This is a genomic window from Sphaerotilus natans (assembly GCF_900156335.1).
GTDB lineage: Bacteria > Pseudomonadota > Gammaproteobacteria > Burkholderiales > Burkholderiaceae_C > Sphaerotilus > Sphaerotilus natans.
Map to the genome: position 1 here is coordinate 33,643 of NZ_FTMZ01000026.1, position 18,686 is coordinate 52,328.

General features: G+C 71.1%; 19 protein-coding genes. 6 read left to right on the forward strand and 13 right to left on the reverse strand.

Going from position 1 to position 18,686, the window contains the following annotated elements; translation table 11 throughout:
* Position 1: 1 nt before the first annotated feature.
* Together BW996_RS18405 and BW996_RS18410 are read right to left on the reverse strand one after the other, a co-directional pair.
* A complete protein-coding gene (locus BW996_RS18405; protein WP_037478559.1) occupies positions 2-640 on the reverse strand; it encodes a CoA transferase subunit B in 639 nt (212 codons plus the stop codon).
* 28 nt (positions 641-668) lie between these two features.
* Complete coding sequence (locus BW996_RS18410; RefSeq protein WP_037478556.1) at positions 669-1,370, reverse strand: CoA transferase subunit A; 702 nt, start codon at positions 1,368-1,370, stop codon at positions 669-671.
* 78 nt (positions 1,371-1,448) lie between these two features.
* Here BW996_RS18410 and BW996_RS18415 point away from each other — a divergent pair, with 78 nt between their 5' ends.
* Positions 1,449-2,009, forward strand: a complete 561-nt coding sequence (locus BW996_RS18415) for a LuxR C-terminal-related transcriptional regulator (RefSeq protein WP_037478554.1) — start codon at positions 1,449-1,451, stop codon at positions 2,007-2,009.
* On the opposite strand, the gene BW996_RS18420 is transcribed toward BW996_RS18415, so the two are convergent.
* From BW996_RS18420 to mltG, 6 genes are all read right to left on the reverse strand, one after another.
* The gene (locus BW996_RS18420; protein ID WP_076459044.1) at positions 1,987-2,724 is read right to left on the reverse strand and encodes a glycoside hydrolase family 19 protein; all 738 of its coding nucleotides are present in this window, start codon (positions 2,722-2,724) and stop codon (positions 1,987-1,989) included. The genes BW996_RS18415 and BW996_RS18420 overlap by 23 nt on opposite strands.
* A gap of 150 nt (positions 2,725-2,874) precedes the next feature.
* Positions 2,875-3,654, reverse strand: coding sequence for a TatD family hydrolase (locus tag BW996_RS18425; RefSeq protein WP_037478552.1), 780 nt, complete (start codon positions 3,652-3,654; stop codon positions 2,875-2,877).
* Between the two features lie 34 nt (positions 3,655-3,688).
* Complete coding sequence (locus tag BW996_RS18430; RefSeq protein ID WP_375136227.1) at positions 3,689-4,102, reverse strand: PilZ domain-containing protein; 414 nt, start codon at positions 4,100-4,102, stop codon at positions 3,689-3,691.
* Positions 4,103-4,173: 71 nt separating this feature from the next.
* The gene (locus BW996_RS18435) at positions 4,174-5,202 is read right to left on the reverse strand and encodes a DNA polymerase III delta subunit-related protein (RefSeq protein ID WP_037478605.1); all 1,029 of its coding nucleotides are present in this window, start codon (positions 5,200-5,202) and stop codon (positions 4,174-4,176) included.
* The gene (tmk, locus tag BW996_RS18440; RefSeq protein WP_037478550.1) at positions 5,199-5,813 is read right to left on the reverse strand and encodes a dTMP kinase; all 615 of its coding nucleotides are present in this window, start codon (positions 5,811-5,813) and stop codon (positions 5,199-5,201) included. The genes BW996_RS18435 and tmk overlap by 4 nt, the downstream gene beginning before the upstream one ends.
* Positions 5,814-5,923: 110 nt before the next feature.
* Positions 5,924-6,955, reverse strand: a complete 1,032-nt coding sequence (gene mltG, locus BW996_RS18445) for an endolytic transglycosylase MltG (protein WP_037478549.1) — start codon at positions 6,953-6,955, stop codon at positions 5,924-5,926.
* Between the two features lie 46 nt (positions 6,956-7,001).
* Here mltG and ygfZ point away from each other — a divergent pair, with 46 nt between their 5' ends.
* From ygfZ to BW996_RS18460, 3 genes are read left to right on the forward strand one after another with little or no spacing between them, the layout of a single operon-like run.
* Complete coding sequence (ygfZ, locus tag BW996_RS18450) at positions 7,002-7,988, forward strand: CAF17-like 4Fe-4S cluster assembly/insertion protein YgfZ (RefSeq protein ID WP_051631589.1); 987 nt, start codon at positions 7,002-7,004, stop codon at positions 7,986-7,988.
* Between the two features lie 7 nt (positions 7,989-7,995).
* Positions 7,996-8,319 (forward strand): DUF4936 family protein, encoded by a 324-nt coding sequence (locus tag BW996_RS18455; protein WP_051631581.1) that lies wholly within the window; start codon positions 7,996-7,998, stop codon positions 8,317-8,319.
* Between the two features lie 22 nt (positions 8,320-8,341).
* Complete coding sequence (locus tag BW996_RS18460) at positions 8,342-9,334, forward strand: NRDE family protein (protein WP_241461832.1); 993 nt, start codon at positions 8,342-8,344, stop codon at positions 9,332-9,334.
* Here BW996_RS18460 and BW996_RS18465 read toward each other — a convergent pair.
* The gene (locus BW996_RS18465; RefSeq protein ID WP_037478545.1) at positions 9,315-10,199 is read right to left on the reverse strand and encodes a YbgC/FadM family acyl-CoA thioesterase; all 885 of its coding nucleotides are present in this window, start codon (positions 10,197-10,199) and stop codon (positions 9,315-9,317) included. The genes BW996_RS18460 and BW996_RS18465 overlap by 20 nt on opposite strands.
* 224 nt (positions 10,200-10,423) lie before the next feature.
* Here BW996_RS18465 and BW996_RS18470 point away from each other — a divergent pair, with 224 nt between their 5' ends.
* Positions 10,424-11,980, forward strand: a complete 1,557-nt coding sequence (locus BW996_RS18470; protein ID WP_241461831.1) for a glucan biosynthesis protein G — start codon at positions 10,424-10,426, stop codon at positions 11,978-11,980.
* A 32-nt stretch (positions 11,981-12,012) separates the two neighbouring features.
* Positions 12,013-14,175, forward strand: coding sequence for a glucans biosynthesis glucosyltransferase MdoH (gene mdoH, locus BW996_RS18475; RefSeq protein WP_206539491.1), 2,163 nt, complete (start codon positions 12,013-12,015; stop codon positions 14,173-14,175).
* A 13-nt stretch (positions 14,176-14,188) separates the two neighbouring features.
* Here the strand turns inward: mdoH and BW996_RS18480 are convergent, their stop codons facing one another.
* The 4 genes from BW996_RS18480 to BW996_RS18495 form a co-directional block, all read right to left on the reverse strand.
* On the reverse strand, positions 14,189-15,175 hold the full coding sequence (locus BW996_RS18480) for a 2-hydroxyacid dehydrogenase (protein ID WP_076459045.1): 987 nt from the start codon (positions 15,173-15,175) through the stop codon (positions 14,189-14,191).
* A 41-nt stretch (positions 15,176-15,216) separates the two neighbouring features.
* Positions 15,217-16,647, reverse strand: coding sequence for a sodium:proton antiporter (locus BW996_RS18485; protein WP_051631578.1), 1,431 nt, complete (start codon positions 16,645-16,647; stop codon positions 15,217-15,219).
* A gap of 120 nt (positions 16,648-16,767) precedes the next feature.
* Entirely contained in the window at positions 16,768-17,466 is a 699-nt protein-coding gene (locus tag BW996_RS18490) for a nitroreductase (RefSeq protein WP_037478540.1), read from the reverse strand.
* 107 nt (positions 17,467-17,573) lie between these two features.
* The gene (locus tag BW996_RS18495) at positions 17,574-18,515 is read right to left on the reverse strand and encodes a histone deacetylase family protein (protein ID WP_037478538.1); all 942 of its coding nucleotides are present in this window, start codon (positions 18,513-18,515) and stop codon (positions 17,574-17,576) included.
* Positions 18,516-18,686: the final 171 nt, after the last annotated feature.

An 18,686-nucleotide genomic window follows, 5' to 3' on the forward strand; every position in this document is an offset into this window, starting at 1 on the left:
ATCAGATCAGCGGCACGCCGGTCTTCGACTGGATCTCCTCGCGGGTCACGCCCGGGGCCAGCTCGACCAGCTTCAGGCCTTCGGGCGTCACGTCCATCACGCCCAGGTCGGTGATGATGCGGTCGACCACGCCCTGGCCGGTCAGCGGCAGCGTGCACTGGGGCAGGATCTTCAGGTCGGTGCTGCCGTCCTTCTTGCGGGCGACATGCTCCATCAGCACGATCACGCGCTTGACGCCGGCGACCAGGTCCATCGCGCCGCCCATGCCCTTGACCATCTTGCCGGGAATCATCCAGTTGGCGAGGTCACCCTGGGCGGTGACCTGCATCGCGCCCAGGATGGACAGGTTGATCTTGCCGCCGCGGATCATCGCGAAGCTCTCGTGGCTGCCGAAGATCGACGAGCCCTTGAGCGTGGTGACCGTCTGCTTGCCGGCGTTGATCAGGTCGGGGTCGACCTCGTCGTCGTACGGGAAGGGGCCGATGCCCAGCATGCCGTTCTCGCTCTGCAGCCACACCTCGATGTGGTCGGGCACGTGGTTGGCCACCAGCGTCGGGATGCCGATGCCGAGGTTGACGTAGAAGCCGTCCTGCAGTTCCTGCGCCGCGCGGGCGGCCATCTGGTCTTGGGTCCAGGCCATGATGAATGCTCTCCTAGGGGGCTTCGAATTACTTGCGATCGCGGATGGTGCGCTTCTCGATGCGCTTCTCGGGCGTCGGGTTGTGCACGATGCGGTGCACGTAGATGCCCGGCAGGTGCACGTCGTCCGGCTCGATCGCGCCGGTCGGCACGATGCGCTCGACCTCGACGACGCAGATCCTGCCGGCCATCGCCGCGGCCGGATTGAAATTGCGGGCGGTCTTGTTGAAGCGCAGATTGCCCGACATGTCGGCGACATCGGCCTTGACCAGCGCGACCTCGGGGTTGAGCGCACGCTCCATCACGTAGGTCTCGCCGTCGAACTGGCGCAGCTCCTTGCCCTCGGCCACCAGCGTGCCCACGCCGGTCTTCGTGAAGAAGGCCGGGATGCCGGCGCCGCCGGCGCGCAGCTTCTCGGCCAGCGTGCCCTGCGGCGTGAACTCCAGCTCCAGCTCGCCGGCCAGGTACTGACGCTCGAACTCCTTGTTCTCGCCGACATAGCTCGAGATCATCTTCCTGATCTGGCGCGTCTCGAGCAGCTTGCCCAGGCCGAAGCCGTCGACACCGGCGTTGTTCGAGATGACCGACAGGTCCTTGACGCCGCTGTCGCGCAGCGCGTCGATCAGGGCCTCGGGAATGCCGCACAGGCCGAAGCCGCCGACGGCGATCAGCTGGCCATCGCGGACGATGCCTTCCAGCGCCGCTGCGGCGCTCGGGTAAACCTTGTTCATGCGCTCTGTCTCCGGAAAATTCGGACGGGCAGACTGTAATGCGTAATGCCTTACGTAGGGGCTACGTAGAATTGAGTAATGGTTGAGCTGGATTACCGGATTGCCTTCGATCTCGCCCCCGTCGGTCTGGTGCTGTCGCGCCACCGGCTGATGGTGGACTGCAACCGCCTGGTGCTGGACATGTTCGGCGCGCGCCGCGACGAGCTGATCCATCAGAGCTTCGAGGTGCTCTACCCGAGCAGCGCCGAGTTCGAGCGCACCGGCCAGCGCATCGTCGCCAGCCTCGATGCCGAGGGCCGCTATGCCGACGACCGGGTGATGAAGCGCCTGCATGCCGCGCCCGGCCAGCAGGAGCTGTTCTGGTGCCATGTCAGCGGCCGCGCGCTCGACCCGGAGGATCCGCATGCCGCCGGCATCTGGACCTTCGAGGACCTGTCGCAGAAGCGCCGCATCCAGTCCGACCTGACCCCGCGCGAGCGCGAGATCGCCGCGCTGCTGGTCGAGGGCCTGACCAGCAAGCTGATCGGCCGGCATCTGGGCATCAGCCCGCGCACCGTCGATGTCTACCGCGCCCGGCTGATGCGCAAGTACGAGGCGGCCACCACCCCGGAGCTGGTCAATCGGCTGCTGAGCCGGTAGCGGCCGGCGCCCCCTTCGTCTCCGCCAGACCTGCCAGATCCGCCAGATGGCCGCGCGGCAGCGGCCGGCGAGGAATGCGCAGCGGCACCGCGTAGGCATCGCGGTCTGGCCGGGCCTCGCACGCTGCCGCCGAGCGCGCCATCGCGCGCGGCAGCGTCGCCATGCGGAAATCCTTGAGCACCAGACGGGCACGCTCGCTGAAGGCGATGCGCTCGGCCAGCCCGTTGAAGCCACCGTTGATGCGCCGGGTGATCTCGCGGTCGTCGAGCAGCTCGGCCAGCGCGTTCAGGCCCTGGCTGTGCCAGTACAGGCCCGCCACCGACAGGCCGACCTCGGGGGTGGCGGCGCGATCGGGCTGCGCGATCAGGTCCAGGCCCAGCAACTGGCCGTAGCGCTTGTAGTTGGCCCGACCGGTGATCTGGATCGGGCCGCGGCCGCGGTAGAGATGGCCGTCGCCCGGGCGCAGATTGCCCAGCCGCACCGACAGATCGGTGACCGGCTCATAGCGCTTCTGCTGGGCCGTCGGCCCCCAGATCTCCTCCATGTGGCGGAACTGGCCTGATTCATGCGCCAGCTGGCCCAGGAAGGCCGCCGCGCGGCGCGGGGTGTGAATGCTGTAGATCTGCAGCGTGCGGTTGATCGCCGGCAGGAAGCGGCTGCGTCGCTCGGCCGGCATCTGCGGCATGATCGCCTTCAGGTGGGCATCGGTCAGCATGGGTGTGGTCCTCCTTGGGTCGTCGGGCCTGGGGCCGTGTCATGGAAACGACGGCGACTCTGTCCCGGAGGGGGTGACACCTCAAGCGTCAATATTCACGCCTGCCGCGGCACGGGTGTACGGGCGGGTAACTTCCTGAAGAAGTGTGTCTCAGCCCGGCAGCGCGAACATCCGCGAGGCGTTGTCCCAGGTCGCGCGCGCGACCGTCTCCAGATCCAGCCCCTTGATCTCGGCGAGCTGCCGGGCCACGAAGGGCACCAGCGCCGGGGTGTTGAGCTTGCCGCGGTGCGGCGCTGGCGCCAGGTAGGGGCTGTCGGTCTCGATCAGGCAGCGCTCCAGCGGCACCAGCGCGGCGATGTCGCGCAGGTAGGCCGCATTCTTGAAGGTCAGGATGCCCGAGAAGGAGATCGAGAAGTTCAGGTCCAGCGCGGCGCGGGCGACCTCGGCCGTCTCGGTGAAGCAGTGGAAGACGCCGCCGACCTCGGCCGCGTTCTCCTCGCGCAGGATGCGCAGCGTGTCCTCGGCGGCGCTGCGGGTGTGGATGACCAGCGGGCGGCCGAGCTCGCGCGCGGCGCGCACATGGATGCGCAGACGCTCGCGCTGCCATTCCATGTCGGCCAGCGTGCGCTCGCCCAGGCGGTAGTAGTCCAGGCCGCACTCGCCCACCGCCACCACCCGGTCGCGCCGGCCCAGGCGCACCAGCTCGGCCACGTCGGGCTCGTGCACGTCCTCGTTGTCCGGATGGACGCCGACGGTGCACCAGAGAAAGTCATGCTGCGCGGCCAGCGCGTGCACGGTGTCGAACTCCTCGATCGTCGTGCAGATGACGATCGCGCGCTCCACCTGCGCCGCGCGCATCGCCGCGCGGATGTCGTCCCAGCGCTCGCGCAGCTCGGGAAAAGTCAGGTGGCAGTGGGTATCGATGAACATGGGGGCAGGAATGGAAGCGAAGTCGGATCAGGGGTCAGATGGTCTGCGTCGGCTTGGGCGAGTGGATCGCGGTGCCGAGAATTTCCTCGATGCGCACCCGCAGCACCCGGGTCTTCTCGTCGACCGGAAAGCGCACGCCCACGCCCTGGACGCGCCCGCCCGAGGCATTCGGCGGCGTGACCCAGGCGACCTTGCCGGCCACCGGATAGCGCTGGGGATCCTCGGGCAGCGTCAGCAGCAGGTAGACATCGTCGCCCAGCCGGTAGTCGCGCTGGGTCGGCACGAAGAGGCCGCCCTCGGCAAACAGCGGGATGTAGGCTGCGTAGAGCGCGCCCTTTTCCTTGAAGGCCAGCTGGATGACGCTGGGCCGCGGTGCGGGTGGCGAAGTGGCGCCAGCGGCGGGCTGAAGCGGCATCGAGCCGGACCGGGAATTGAATTCGCTGCTCATGGGGATGCTTGATCGGGGGAGTGCACAGAAGGGTAATGCATCGTTCGGCGCAACGGCGGGCCGCCTGAAGCTCAGAGCGGCCGCGACCGTGCGTCCAGCGCGCTGCGGGTGCGCTGCAGCAGCGCCTCGATCGCCAGCGGCGCGCTCCACGGGTGATCGGCCTGAGCCGCGCGGGTGCGCAGCCAGGCGGCGGTCTCGGTCAGAGCGGCGATCATGCGCTCGGTCGCCACCGGCCCCTTCGGCGGCTCGAGCTGCGGGAAGGCGCGCGCCGGCAAGCCGAGCGCCTGACGCAGCCGGTCCTCGCACAGGCGCTGCAGCGCCTCGACCAGCACCGGCAGCGGCCAGCCGGCCAGGCCGGCGCCGTCGCCCTGCAGCACCTGCGAGGGGAAGCGCCGCCAGGCCTCGGCATCGCGGCCCTCGCGGGCCTGCTCGAGCGCACGCAGCGGCTCGCCGCCACAGGCATCGAGCACGATGGCCGCATCCTGCAGCCCTTGCGCCTGCAGCCAGGCCAGCGCGGCCTCGCGGTCCGGGCGCGGCAGCACCACGCTCTGGCAGCGGCTGCGCAGGGTCGGCAGCAGCGCCTGGGGCGCGCCGCAGCCCAGCACGAAGCGCATCGGGCCGGGTGGCTCTTCCAGCGTCTTCAGCAGCGCATTGGCCGCGACCAGATTGAGCTCCTCGGCCGGATGGATGAGCAGCACCTTCAGGCCCGCCCGCGACGGGGTCAGACCGATGAACTCGAGCGCCGCGCGCACCGCGTCGACCTTGATCTCGCGGCTGGGCTTGCGGGTCTTGGCGCTGCCGCTCTCGCCGGCCTCGTCGGCGGGCAGGCCGGCGGCGGCCCGCAGCGACTCCGGCACCAGCAGGCGCAGGTCCGGGTGCGAGCGCTCGTCCACCAGATGGCAGCCGCCGCAACGGCCGCAGGCCAGGCCGCCCGGCCGCTGGCTCGCCGGGGTCTCGCACAGCCAGGCCCGGGCCAGCGCGATCGAGAAGTCCAGCGGCCCGCGGTCCTGCGCGCCCTGCACCAGCAGCGCATGGGCCTGCTGGCGCGCCAGGGCCTCGCGCAGCGGTGCGTCCAGCCAGGGATGCAGCGCCGCACTCACCACCCGCGCGCCTCCAGCGCGGCGTCGATCTGCGCGGCGACCGCCTCGGGCGTGCATTCCGCGTCGATGCGGGCGACACGCCGAGGCGCAGCGCCGAAGCGCAGCGCATAGCCCTGGCGCACCGCGGTGAAGAAGGCGATGTCCTCGCTCTCGAAGCGGTCGGGCGCGCGGGCGGCGGCGCGGCGGCGCGCGGCAATCTCGGGCGCCAGATCGAACCAGAAGGTCAGATCCGGCTGGCGGCCCTGCTGGACCCAGTGCTCGAGCTGCGCCAGCACCGTCAGGTCGAAGCCGCGCCCACCGCCCTGGTAGGCGAAGGTCGCATCGGTGAAGCGGTCGCACAGCACCACCGCGCCGCGCGCCAGCGCCGGCTCCACCACCTCGCGCAGATGATCGCGCCGCGCGGCGAAGACCAGCAGCGTCTCGGTCAGCGTGTCCATCGTGCGGTGCAGCACCAGCTCGCGCAGCGATTCGGCCAGCGGCGTGCCGCCGGGCTCGCGGGTGCGCACCACCTCCAGGCCGGCCGCACGCCAGCGCGCGGCCACCCGCTCGACCTGGGTGGACTTGCCGGCACCGTCGATGCCCTCGATGGTGATGAAGCGTCCGGCCAGCAAGGCAGGATCAGGAGCGGCACAGGACTGGGACATGAAGCGGTGAAGTCGGAGCGGTGAAGTCGACTGGAAACGACGGAAGAAGAGAGAGGCGGCCAGGCTCGGCGCGGGGCTCAGCGGGCGGTCGCGCCGCGCTGGTAGCGGTCGACGGCGCGATTATGGTCGGCCAGCGTCTCGCTGAACTGGCTGCTGCCGTCGCCACGCGCGACGAAGTAGAGCGCGCGGCTGGCTGCGGGCCAGATCGCCGCCTCCAGCGACTGCTGGCCCGGCATCGCGATCGGCGTCGGTGGCAGCCCCTTGCGGGTGTAGGTGTTGAACGGGGTGTCGGCCTGCAGGTCGCGCTTGCGCAGATTGCCGTCGAAGGACGGCCCCAGACTGTAGATCACCGTCGGATCGGTCTGCAGCGGCATGCCGATTCTCAGCCGGTTGATGAAGACGGACGCGACCAGCGGCCGGTCCTCGTGGCGGCCGGTCTCCTTCTCGATGATCGAGGCCAGCGTCAGCAGCTCGGCCGGATCGCGCAGCGGCGAGTCGGCCGGGCGCTGGGCCCAGACGGCCTGCAGCCGGCGCTCCATCGCCGCATGCGCGCGGCGCAGCACCGCCAGATCGCTGCTGCCCGGCGCATAGGCGTAGGTGTCGGGAAAGAAGCGGCCCTCGGCGGCGGTGCCGGCCGCAGCGCCGATCGCGCGCATCAGCTGCTCGTCGCTCATCGCGCTGCTGTCGGGCCGCAGCGCCGGCGCGCGTGCCAGCTCGGCGCGCAGCTGGCGCAGCGTCCAGCCCTCGATCAGCCGCACCCGCGCCAGCGTCTGGTCGCCGTCGACCAGCTTGCGCAGCAGCTCGCGCGGGCTGGTGCCGGGCTCGATCTCGTAGCTGCCGGCGCGGATCAGCCGGGCATCGCCCGACCAGCGGAACCACTGGTACAGCAGCCAGGGCGAGACCTGCAGGCCGGCCTCGACCGCGTCGGCGGCGATCTGGCGCGGCGAGCGCCCGGGCTGCACATCCAGCTCGACCGCACCGCCCGACTGGCCCGGCGGCGACGCCTGGGGCATTGGCGACAGCACCCAGCTGGCGGCGGCGGCCAGCGCCAGAACCAGGGCGATGGCGAGCGTGGCCCCGCCGATCACCCAGCGACGAAACCGTTTCATGACAGAGTGACAGCACGATGCATAGCCGCTCATCATAATGACGCGCATGGACACCTCGACCCCGAACTCTCCCCTGCCGTCCGGCGGTGCCTGCCGCCTGAGCGACCGTGGCGTCATTCGCGCCGTCGGCGCCGATGCCGCCAGCTTCCTGCACGGCCAGCTCAGCAACGATGTCAGCCGGCTCGGCAGCGCCCAGGCGCGTCTGGGCGCCTACTGCAGCCCGCAGGGCCGCATGCTCGCCAGCCTGGTCTTTGCCCGCAGCGGCCCCGAGGAGCTGTGGCTGAGCCTGAGCGCCGATGTGCTGGCGCCCACGCTCAAGCGTCTGTCGATGTTCGTGCTGCGCGCCAAGGCTAGGCTGTCGGACGCCAGCGCCGAGCTGGCAGTGGTCGGCCTGGCGGGCACCAGCGCCGCAGCCTGGCTGGGCGAAGGCGCACCGGCCACGCCCTGGGACAAGGCCGATCGCGACGGCGCGATGGTCATCCGGCTGCAGCCAGCCCGGCTGGACGGGGCCGAAGTGCCGGCCTGGCTGTGGATCGGCCCGGTCGCGCAGGCCGAGGCGCTGCTGGCCGCACTGCCGGCACTGCAGCCCGCGCAGTGGGCGCGCCTGGAGCTGGCCACCGGCGTGGCACAGGTGACGGCCGCGACCTCCGGCCAGTTCGTGCCGCAGATGCTGAACTACGAGCTGGTCGGCGGCGTCGACTTCCGCAAGGGCTGCTATCCCGGCCAGGAAGTGGTGGCGCGCAGCCAGTACCTGGGCAAGCTCAAGCGGCGCGGCTTCCTGCTCGGTGCCGCGGTGCCGATGCAGCCCGGCCAGGAGATCTTCTGGAGCGAGGATGCCGGCCAGCCCGCCGGCGTGATCGCCGCGGCGGCGCCGGAGCTGTCCGGCAGCGGCCATGCGGCGCTGGCCGAGATGAAGATCGCGGTCACGCAGTCGGGCACGCTGCACCTGGGCGCGGCCGACGGCCCGCCGCTGGCGCTGCTGCCGCTGCCCTACGCGCTGCCGCACGAGAGCGCGGCGGCGACATCGGCTTGACGCCCGCGTGGAGCTCTACATCTACTACCGCATCGCCGAGAGCGATGCCCAGGCCTTTGCCGCCGAGCTGGACGCGCTGGTACCTCGGCTGACGGCCCGCTGTCCGGGCCTGCGCAGCCGGTGGTTGAGAAGGCCGGAATCCCGTGATGGAATGCTCACCATCATGGAGATCCACCACCATCCGGACGGCCTCCCAGCGGCGATGGTGAGGGATATTGAAGATCTGCTGTCGTCGTGGCCCGCCTCGCGGGTCGGTCCGCGGCATGTCGAAGCCTTCACCGAACTGCCCCACTCCACCCACCCCGATGTGCATCGCCGTTCTTGCGATTGACCACAGCCGACGCTTTCCGCTGGTGCTTGTCTCGAACCGCGACGAGTTCTTCGACCGGCCGGCGACGCGCATGGGCTGGTGGATGCCGCCGGCCAGCGAGACCGAGGTGCTGTCGGGGCGCGACCAGTCCTCGGGCGGCACCTGGCTGGGCCTGAGCTCGGCCGGCCGGCTGGCGCTGCTGACCAATGTGCGCGACCCGTCGCGCCATGAGGACACGGCGCCCTCGCGCGGCCGCCTGGTGCCGGAATGGCTGACGACCGACAGCCCGCCCGACCGCTTCTGGGTGCGCAGCGCGCTGCGCGGCCACAACGGCTTCAACCTGATCGCCGCCGACTTCGCGCGTGGCGACTGCTGGTGGATGAGCAACCATGCCCGCTCGCCGGTGCGTCTGGAGCGCGGCCTGTTCGGCCTGTCCAATGGCGGACTCGACGAACCGTGGCCCAAGGTCTCGCGGCTGCGTGCCCAGGTCGATGCCGCGATGGCCACCGCCACCGCCGAGGCGGCCGACAGCGCCCCGACCGCGCCGGCCGCCGACCTGCTGGCCCAGCAGCTGCTGACGCTCCTGGCCGATCGCCAGATCGCGCCCGATGCGCAGCTGCCCTCGACCGGCGTGCCGCTGGCACTCGAGCGCGAGCTGTCCTCGATCTTCGTGCGCACCGCCGACGGCCGCTACGGCACCCGCTGCTCGACGGTGCTGATCACCGAGCGGGTCGGCCGCCATCTGCTGACCCAGGTCTACGAGCGCAGCCATCCGGCCGGCCCCGGCCTGGCGCTGATGCGCCGGGCCACGCTGAAGGACTGGCCGCCGCGCTACCAGACCGAACCGGTGCTGGTCGAGACGCGCATGCGCGCGCATCGCGGCAGCCTCGATTCGCCGGTGCGCGACGAGGCGCTCGACGAGCGCGACAGCGCCGAGGCCGCCGCCGCACCGGCCGCCCGGGTGGTCATGCCCCGGGTGCGCGGTCTGCTCAAGCCGGCCCGCCCGAGAGCGCCTGTCAACCCTTCCCGGCGCTGAGATCGTCCAGGCGGCGCACCATCGTCACATGCACGATGCCCGCCTCCTCGTGATGCGGCCCGGTCTCGGCGAAGCCGAAGCGGCGGTAGAACGGCACCGCCGACGCCTGGGCATGCAGTAGCACGGTGTGGTCGCCCTGATCGTGCGCGGCCTGCAGCAGCGCGCGCACCACCCGGCTGCCGACCGAGCTGCCCCGCATCGACGCCACCACCGCCATGCGCCCCATGCGCGAGACGCCCGGCTCCAGCCGGGTCAGCCGGCCGGTGGCCAGCGGCATGCCCAGGTGGTTGATGACCAGCGCGTGCACGGCGGTCTGGTCGGCCTCGTCGAGCTCCAGATCCTTCGGAATGCCCTGCTCGCGCACGAAGACTTCCTCGCGGACCTCGCGGGCTGACAGCCCGAGCTGCGGCCAGGGGCCGACCTGGATGTCGAGCATTTCGGCGCCGGCCTCGAAGTCGAGCACCAGATCGCGCAGGCTGATCGGGATCGGCCGGCTCTGCTGGGTCTGCGGATCGGCGAAGACATAGACCAGCTCGCCGCTGACCAGCAGCGTGTCGGCCCGGTAGGCCTCGCAGTGCATGCGCATCGAGGTGTTGCCGATGTGCTCGCAGCGCACATGGATGTCGAGCAGCTCGTCGTAGCGTGCGCTGGCGTGGTAGTCGAGCGTGGTCTTGCGTACATAGAGATCGCCACCGAGCCGCGCCATCGCCGATTCGTAGGGCAGACCCATCGCGCGCCAGTACTCGCCCATCGCGGTGTCGAAATACATCAGGTAGTGGCCGTTGAAGACGATGCGCTGGGCATCGACCTCGGCCCAGCGCACGCGCAGGCGGTGGGTAAAGCGGTGGTGTCGTCGCAAGGTCATCGCGGGCCTTCCATTTGTATCAGATTTGTTCGCGCTTAAGCCGATGCTGAGCATGAATGGCGATCGCCGGCGATCCGGGAAAACCTTAATTTTTGGTCTCCAGACTGCCATGAAACCGACATGCACGGAGGCTGGCTCTGAAAGATTCGCCAAACACCCCGGAGTATCGCCGAGCGGCGCCGGCCCGGCCCTTCCTGAGCGGCCTGTTCGTCATCGCCCAGGCCTTGGGCGCGGCCGGCACCGCCCAGGCCTTCGGCTTCGACGAGGTTGCGGCCGAGGCCCGCGCGCTGGCGCTGCAGCCCTGGCGCGACGCGCCGCCCAGCCGCCACCGCGCGCTGCTCGACCTGAGCTACGACGACTACCGCGACATCCGCTTCCGCCCGGATCGGGCGCTGTGGCAGGACCGGCCCTTCGAGCTGATGTTCTTCCATGCCGGACGGGGCTTCTCGCAGCCGCTGCAGATCGAGGAGATCGACGCGCAGGGCCGGGTGCAGCCGCTGCAGGTGCCGGCCGCGGCCTTCGACTACGGCCGAAACGCCGCGAAGCTGCCGGCGCTGGCCCGCCCGGGCGCGGCGGCCGAGGTCGCCGGCTTTCGGCTGCATACCGCGCTGAACCGCCCGGACTATCGCGACGAGCTGATCGTCTTCCTCGGCGCGAGCTATTTCCGCGCGCTCGGCGCCGGCCAGCAGTACGGCCTGTCGGCGCGCGGCCTGTCGGTCGACACCACCGGCGGCCAGGGCGAGGAATTTCCGCGCTTCGACCGCTTCTGGCTCGAGAAGCCGGCACCCGACGCGACGCGCATGACGCTCTACGCTCGCCTGGTCGGGCCGCGGGTGACCGGCGCCTACCGCTTCGACATCACGCCGGGCCGCCGGCCCGAAGGCACGACCCGGGTGGAGGTGCAGGCGCGGCTCTTCCTGCGCGGCCGGGTCGCCACGCTGGGGCTGGCGCCGCTGACCAGCATGTTCCTGTCCGGCGAGAACCAGCCGCGCCCCGGCGACTTCCGCCCCGAGGTGCATGACTCCGACGGCCTGCAGATCCTGACCGGCCGCGGCGAGTGGATCTGGCGGCCGCTGAACAACCCGCGCGCCGGCGCCTTCGTCACCTCCTTCCGGCTCGACGGGCCGCAGGCGCTGCGCGGCTTCGGCCTGCTGCAGCGCGACCGCCAGTTCGCCAGCTACGAGGACCTGGAGGCGCACTACGAGCGCCGCCCGAGCGCCTGGGTCGAGCCCCGCGGCGACTGGGGACCGGGCCGCGTCGAGCTGCTGCAGTTCCAGACGCCTGACGAGACGCACGACAACATCGCCGCCTACTGGGTGCCCGAGACGCTGCCGGCACCTGGCGCGCCGCTGCAGCCGATCGACCTGGCCTACACGCTGCACTGGTTCGGCGATCAGCCGCCGGTGCGCCCGGGCGGCTGGACGGTGCAGACCCGCCGCGGCCACGGTTACGACCGGGCCGAGGGCGACGAGCTGCAGTTCCATGTCGACTTCGCCGGCCCGGCGCTGGACGCGGTGCGCACCGGTGCCGGCGCCGAGCCGGTGCGCCCGCAGGTCGAGGCCGTGGCCAACGCGCGCATCCGGGAGGTCCGGGTCCAGCCCCACCCGCAGGCAGGTGCACAGGCCGGCGGACAGACGCCGGGCTGGCGCATGACGCTGCGGGTCGAGCGGCTGCAGGCGGATCGCCCGGTCGAGCTGCGCGGCTACCTGATGCAGGGCCGCGACGTGCTGACCGAGACCTGGAGCCTGGCGCTGCCACCGGAGGGAGAACAGAAACGATGAACAAGCACTTCAGGAACTTCAGGACATCCACCATGCCGTCGCCCATGCCGGCGCTGGTGCGCGGCCACATGACGCCGCAGCCGTGGCAGGGCTGGCGCCGCGGACGCAAGGCTCTGGCCAGCGCGGCGCGCGACACTGGCCCGCCGCCGGCCTGGCAGGCCGCGGCGCGGCGCCGGCGCGGTGCGCTCGGCCTGGCCATGCTGGCGGTCACGCTGCTGGCGCTGGGCCTGCAGTGGTCGCAGCGCTCGCCTGCCGAGATGGGTCTGGCCGAGCTGGCGCGCTCGGCGCTGCTGGCGCTGCTGTTCGCCTGGGTCTCGGCCGGCTTCGTGACCGCGCTGATGGGCTGGCGTCGGCTGCTGGCGGGCGATGCACAGGCGCTGTCGGTCCGCACCGACGGCGTGCCGGACCCGGCCGCTCGCACCGCCATCATCATGCCGATCTGCAACGAGGACGTGGAGGCCGTCTTCGCCGGCCTGCGCGCCACCGCCGAGTCGCTGGCGCGGACCGGCCGCGGCGCAGGCTTCGAGTTCTTCGTGCTGTCGGACACCCGTGACGCGAGACTGCTGGCCGACGAGCAGCAGGCCTGGCAGCGCCTGGCCGCGCTGGCGCGCGAGCACGGCCTGCCGCCGGTGCACTACCGCTGGCGCCGGCGCCGCAGCGGCCGCAAGGCGGGCAACGTCGCCGACTTCTGCCGCCGTTGGGGCCGCGCCTTCCGCTACATGGTGGTGCTCGACGCCGACAGCGTCATGACCGGCCGCTGCCTGACGCAGCTGGTCGACCTGATGGAGGCGAACCCGCAGGTCGGCATCGCCCAGACCGCGCCGGTGGGCTGCGGCCAGCAGAGCCTGCATGCCCGTGCGCAGCAATACGCCAGCCGGGTGCTTGGCCGGCTCTATGTGCACGGCCTGCAGTTCTGGCAGCTCGGCGACTCGCACTACTGGGGCCACAACGCCATCCTGCGCGTCGAGCCCTTCATGAAGCACTGCGCGCTGGCCCGCCTGCCCGGGCGCGGCGGCCTCTCGGGCGAGATCCTGTCACACGACTTCGTCGAGGCCGCGCTGATGCGCCGCGCCGGCTTCGAGGTCTGGCTGGTGCCCGAGCTCGACGGCAGCTACGAGCAGCTCCCCGGCGATCTGCTCGACGAATTGCAGCGCGACCGCCGCTGGTGCCAGGGCAATCTGCAGAACGCCCGCCTGATCGCCGAGCCAGGCCTGCGCCCGGTGCACCGCGCGCTCTTCGCCACCGGCGCGATGTCCTACCTGAGCGCGCCGCTGTGGCTGGCCTATGTAGGGCTCGGCCTGATCGGTGGCAACGCGCAGCCGCTGCCCGGCCCCGGCGAGGAACCCGCGATGCTCGGCCTGTGGCTGATGACGGGCGTCATGCTGCTGCTGCCGCGCCTGCTGGGCGTGCTGGCGGTCTGGCAGCGCGGCGAGACGGCCGCCTTTGGCGGTCGGCGCGCGCTGCTGGGCGGCGCGCTGCTCGAGGCGCTGCTGGCCACCTTGCAGGCGCCGGTGCGCATGGTGGCGCACTCGCTGTTCGTGCTGGTGGCGCTGGCGGGCTGGAAGCTGGAGTGGAAGTCGCCGCTGCGCCGCAGCCACCCCATCGGCTGGCACGAAGCCTGGCAGCGCCTGGGCCCGTGGACCCTGGGCGCCACCGCGCTGACCGCCGCGCTGGTGCTGATCGAGCCGGCGATGGCGCTGCGGCTGGCGCTGCTGACGGTGCCGCTGATGCTGGCGGTGCCGCTGGTGGTGGCCACCAGCCACGCGGCGCCGGGGCGCTGGCTCGGTCGCCTCGGCCTGTGGCGGGTGCCGCAGGAGCGGCGTCCTCCCCAGGTGCTGCGCCGCTCGGCCGTGCTGCAAGGGCTGCGGCTGGCGCCGGTCTCGCCAGAGCCGCTCCGTCTGGCCGCGCCACCGCAGCAGCGCACCCGCCACCGTCTGCACCGTCGCCTGAACCGGCTGCCCGCCTTGGCGCTGGGTCTGCCGATGCTGGCGCTGGCGCTGGGCACGCCGGCCACCAGCGACCTGTCCTCGGCTCCGGTCCTGGCGCCAGCCGCCGTGCCGGTCGAACTGCTGCCGACCGCGGTCGGTGCGGCCACCGCGGTGCGGCAGCTCGATGGCCTTCTGGCGCGACAGGCTGCGACGGCGACGGCGAGTGGCAAGACGCGCAAGAACCGCTCGAGCCGCAGCAGGGCCTGAGCGCCGCCGCGCTTCAGCCGCGCATTTCAGGCACCGGCGTCTTGGCGCCCTGCCCGGTCGCCAGCAGGCCGATCAGGTTGTCGGCGGCCAGATCGGCCATCGCGCGACGGGTGGGCTCGCTGGCGCTGGCGATGTGCGGCGTGAGCACGGTGTTGGGCAGGTCCAGCAGCGCCGGATGCACCGCAGGCTCGCCCTCGAACACATCCAGCCCCGCCGCGCCGACGTGGCCCGAGCGCAGCGCCATCGCCAGCGCCGCGTCGTCCACCACGCCGCCGCGCGCGATGTTGACCAGCACCGCGCCGCGCTTCATGCGCGCAAGCTCGGCCGCGCCGATCACATGGTGGGTCGCCGCGCTGTAGGGCACGACGATCATCAGGTGGTCGCTGCGCTGGAGCAGCGCGTCCAGCTCGACCCGCTCGGCGCCGCCCAGCGCGGCCTCGGTGGCCTCGGGCAGACGCGATCGGTTGTGATAGATCACCTTCATGCCGAAGCCCAGCGCGCCGCGGCGGGCGATCGCCTGGCCGATGCGGCCCATGCCGAGGATGCCCAGCGTCGCGCCATGCACGTCGGCGCCGGCCATGAAGTCGACCGACCATTTTGTCCATTCGCCGCGTCGCAAGAGCCGCTCGGCCTCGCCGACGCGGCGCGCGGCCGCCAGCAGCAGCGCGAAGCCGAAGTCGGCGGTGGTCTCGGTCAGCACGTCGGGCGCGTGGGTCACCATCACGCCGTGCGCCTGGCAGGCGGCGACATCGATGTTGTTGTAGCCCACCGCCATCGAGCAGACCGCGCGCAGATCCGGGCAGGCGGCCAGCAGCGCGGCGTCGATCGGCTCGGCGGTGGTGACGAAGACGCCCGCCTTGCCCTGCAGCCGCGCGATCAGCTCGTCGCGGCTCCAGACGGCGTCGGCCTCGTTCGTCTGCACCTCGAAATGCGCGCGCAGACGCGCGACGACCTCGGGAAAGATGCGACGGGAGATCAGGATCGCGGGGCGTTGGCTCATGGTGTGGCGATGAAGTGGCGGTGAGGTGGCGGCCCGCCAGCTCAGCGGAACCAGATGAAGGACATCAGCACGAACAGAGGCACCAGAATGCCCACACTCCAGAGCATGTAGCCGAAGAAGCTGGGCATCTTCACGCCGCGATCTTCCGCGATCGCCTTGACCATCAGATTGGGCGCGTTGCCGATGTAGCTGTTGGCGCCCATGAAGACCGAGCCGGCCGAGATCGCCGCCAGCACCGGCGCCAGCGTGGTCATCATCACCTGCGGGTCGCCGCCGGCCAGGTTGAAGAACACCAGATAGGTCGGCGCGTTGTCCAAGAAGGACGACAGCAGGCCCGAGGCCCAGAAGTACATCAGCGGCAGCGGCTGGCCGTCCGGCCCGGTGACCGCGCGCACGACGGCCGCGAACGCGCCTTGCTCGCCGGCCTTGAGCATCGCCAGCACCGGCGCGATCGTCAGGAAGATGCCGGCAAAGAGCTTGGCGACCTCCTCCATCGGCGCCCAGTTGAACTGGTTGGCCTCGCGCACCGCCTGGGTGGTGAGCTTCAGCGACAGCACCGTCAGAACCACCAGACCGAGGTCGCGAACGATCTGCTCCAGGCCCAGCCGGGCGCCCGCCACCTCCAGTCCGGTACCCGGCTTCCACAGGCCGCTCATCAGCACCAGCGCGACCACTCCGCCCAGCAGCGCCAGGTTGATGCCGCCCTCCAGGCCGAAGCGCGGATCATCCGGCGTCGGATCGGCGCGGGTCACCCCTTCGCGGCGGTAGATCACCGTGTCGATGGCCAGGAAGATCGCCAGCAGCGCGCCGACCAGGAACAGCGTTTCCGGGAAGATGTGCTGCGCGGTCCAGAAGAAGTCCACGCCCTTCAGGAAGCCCAGGAAGAGCGGCGGATCGCCCAGCGGCGTCAGCGAGCCGCCGGCATTGCTGACGATGAAGATGAAGAAGACGAAGACATGCGCGTTATGACGGCGGTTGTCGTTGGCGCGGATCAGCGGGCGGATCATCAGCATCGAGGCGCCGGTGGTGCCCATGAAGCTCGCCAGCACCGCGCCGATCACCATCAGCAGCGCATTGAAGCCGGGGCTGCCATGGAAGTTGCCCCGGATGTGGATGCCGCCGGCCACGGTGTAGAGCGTGGTCAGCAGGATGATGAAGGGGATGTACTCGGCCACCAGCGCATGCACCAGCGTGACGCCCGCCATGCCGGCGCCGAAGACCGCCGCGAACGGCAGCAGGAAGGCCAGCGCCCAGCCCGCGGCGATCTTGCCGTAATGGTGATGCCAGACCGAGGGCACGATCAGCGGACACAGCGCAATCGACAGCAGCAGCCCGGCGAAGGGCACCGCCCATGCGGCCGAGAGCGCGGCGCCGTCGATCTCGGCCGCATGGGAGAGGGTCGGCAGCGACAGCGCGGCCAGCAGGAGCAGTGCGCGCGGCAGCACACCGCGCAGGAAGGACAGGAGACGCATGGCAGGGATTCCGGTTCCGATCGGCAATGGCGCGCGATGGTAGCGGCTGGATCCCTTGGTGCCGATCGGCTCCGTCCCGTACGTGTTGTTGACGTGGCCGCCGAGGCTCAGCGGCCACGTTCAGTCGTGGAAGCGCGTGAATTCGGCCACCGGCGCGCGTTCGGTCACCAGGGTGTTCTCGATCGCGGCCGGATCGGCGCGGCCCAGCGCCATGCCGCAGACCACCATCTCGCCCGCGTCCAGGCCGAGTTCCTCGGCGATCAGGCGGTGATAGGGCGTGAAGGCGGCCTGCGCGCAGGTGTCGAGGCCGCGTCCGCGCGCGGCGATCATGATGTTCTCGAGGAACATGCCGTAGTCCAGCCACGAGCCCTGCGCCATCACCCGGTCGATGGTGAAGATCAGACCGACCGGTGCGTCGAAGAAGGCGTAGTTGCGGCCGTGCTGCGCGTGCATGCGCGCCTTGTCGGTCTTGGCGATGTCCAGCAGGCCGTAGAGATCCCAGCCAACCTTGCGGCGGCGGTCGATGTAGGGCGAGACCCACTGCGAGGGGTAATAGGCGTATTCCTCGGTGTGCGGCCCGCTGGCCTGGGGGTCGTCGTGCGCAGCCAGCAGCCGGTCGCACAGGCGCTGGCGCGCCGCGCCGGTCAGCACATGCACCTTCCACGGCTGGGTGTTGGTGCCCGACGGGGCGCGGGCGGCCACCTGCAGGATGGCCTCGATCGTCTCGCGCGGCACCGGCTCGGGCAGGAAGGCGCGGATCGAGCGGCGCGAGGTGATGGCCTGGTCGACCGCGGTGCGGCGTTCGTCGTCGTTGAGCATCAGGGCGCCCCTTTCTTTGAGCAAGACTCAGAAATTTCGGCGCCGATCATTGCCGCGCTGCAGCATCCTCGGCAACTGGGGTTTCACTTGATGCGTTTGAGGCACGCTCAATCCCGCCGGACCGGCCCGGCCTGCCAGGCCGAGATCGCCGCGCGGAAGGTGCCCATCTGCACCTCGACCGTCTCGGCGATCACATGGCCGTAGCCGCCGCCCATCGTCAGCACCACCGGAATGCCGCGCTCGCGGCAGGCCTGGAAGACGCGGCGGTCGCGCTCGGCCAGACCGGCGGCGCTGATCTTCAGGCGCCCGAGGCGGTCGCCCTCGAACGGATCGGCGCCGGCCTGATAGAGCACCAGGCCGGGCGGCGTGTCGCCATGCGCCAGCCACATCGCCTCCAGCGCACGGTCGAGCGCCTCCAGATAGGGTGCGTCGGTGCAGCCGTCAGGCAGGTCGACATCGAGGCAGGACGGCACCTTGCGGAAGGGGTAGTTCTTCTCGCCGTGCATCGACAGCGTCCAGACGCTGGCATCGCCGCGGAAGATCGCCGCGGTGCCGTTGCCCTGGTGCACGTCCAGATCGACGATCGCCACCCGCAGCGGCTGGCGCGGATGCGTGCGCAGCCACTCGGCCTGCATCAGCCGCGCGCTCACCGCCAGGTCGTTGAAGACGCAGTAGCCGCCACCGGCGTCCGCGCTGGCGTGGTGCGTGCCGCCGGCGAGGTTGGCGGCGACGCCCTCGGCGAAGGCCGCGCGGGCGGCCTGAATGGTCGCGCCGACCGAGCGCCGGGCGCGCTCGGCCATCATCGGCGTCCAGGGAAATCCGATCTCGCGCTGCGCAGCTGCCGGCAGCGTGCCGTGGAAGACGCCGTCGATGTAAGCCGGCGCATGCGCCAGGGCCAGCTCGCCGCGGCTGGCCGGCAGCGCCTCGGCCAGCCGCACCTGCGGCAGCTCGGCGGCGATGCGGTCGCGCAGCATGCGGTACTTCTCCATCGGGAAGCGGTGCCCAGTCGGCAGGGGCAGCACGAAATGATCGGCATAGAAGGCTTGCATGCAGGAATTGTCAGCTCTGTCACGAATGATCACCCCATGAAGGCTGATGCAGGTCAGCCAGAGCGGTGGCCCGACTTGCCAGCCGGCCACTCCGGGCCTACAGTGCGCCGCATTCCGGCGATTTGCTGCATGGCAGCATGGCGCCGCCCCGTCGTGCCCTGCATGAACATC

Coding starts and splice junctions, on each gene's coding strand:
- BW996_RS18405 (WP_037478559.1), bottom strand. CDS start 640: ATGGCCTGGACCCAAGACCAGATGGCCGCCCGCGCGGCGCAGGAACTG.
- BW996_RS18410 (WP_037478556.1), bottom strand. CDS start 1,370: ATGAACAAGGTTTACCCGAGCGCCGCAGCGGCGCTGGAAGGCATCGTC.
- BW996_RS18415 (WP_037478554.1), top strand. CDS start 1,449: ATGGTTGAGCTGGATTACCGGATTGCCTTCGATCTCGCCCCCGTCGGT.
- BW996_RS18420 (WP_076459044.1), bottom strand. CDS start 2,724: ATGCTGACCGATGCCCACCTGAAGGCGATCATGCCGCAGATGCCGGCC.
- BW996_RS18425 (WP_037478552.1), bottom strand. CDS start 3,654: ATGTTCATCGATACCCACTGCCACCTGACTTTTCCCGAGCTGCGCGAG.
- BW996_RS18430 (WP_375136227.1), bottom strand. CDS start 4,102: ATGAGCAGCGAATTCAATTCCCGGTCCGGCTCGATGCCGCTTCAGCCC.
- mltG (WP_037478549.1), bottom strand. CDS start 6,955: ATGAAACGGTTTCGTCGCTGGGTGATCGGCGGGGCCACGCTCGCCATC.
- ygfZ (WP_051631589.1), top strand. CDS start 7,002: ATGGACACCTCGACCCCGAACTCTCCCCTGCCGTCCGGCGGTGCCTGC.
- BW996_RS18465 (WP_037478545.1), bottom strand. CDS start 10,199: ATGACCTTGCGACGACACCACCGCTTTACCCACCGCCTGCGCGTGCGC.
- mdoH (WP_206539491.1), top strand. CDS start 12,013: ATGCCGTCGCCCATGCCGGCGCTGGTGCGCGGCCACATGACGCCGCAG.
- BW996_RS18480 (WP_076459045.1), bottom strand. CDS start 15,175: ATGAGCCAACGCCCCGCGATCCTGATCTCCCGTCGCATCTTTCCCGAG.
- BW996_RS18485 (WP_051631578.1), bottom strand. CDS start 16,647: ATGCGTCTCCTGTCCTTCCTGCGCGGTGTGCTGCCGCGCGCACTGCTC.
- BW996_RS18490 (WP_037478540.1), bottom strand. CDS start 17,466: ATGCTCAACGACGACGAACGCCGCACCGCGGTCGACCAGGCCATCACC.
- BW996_RS18495 (WP_037478538.1), bottom strand. CDS start 18,515: ATGCAAGCCTTCTATGCCGATCATTTCGTGCTGCCCCTGCCGACTGGG.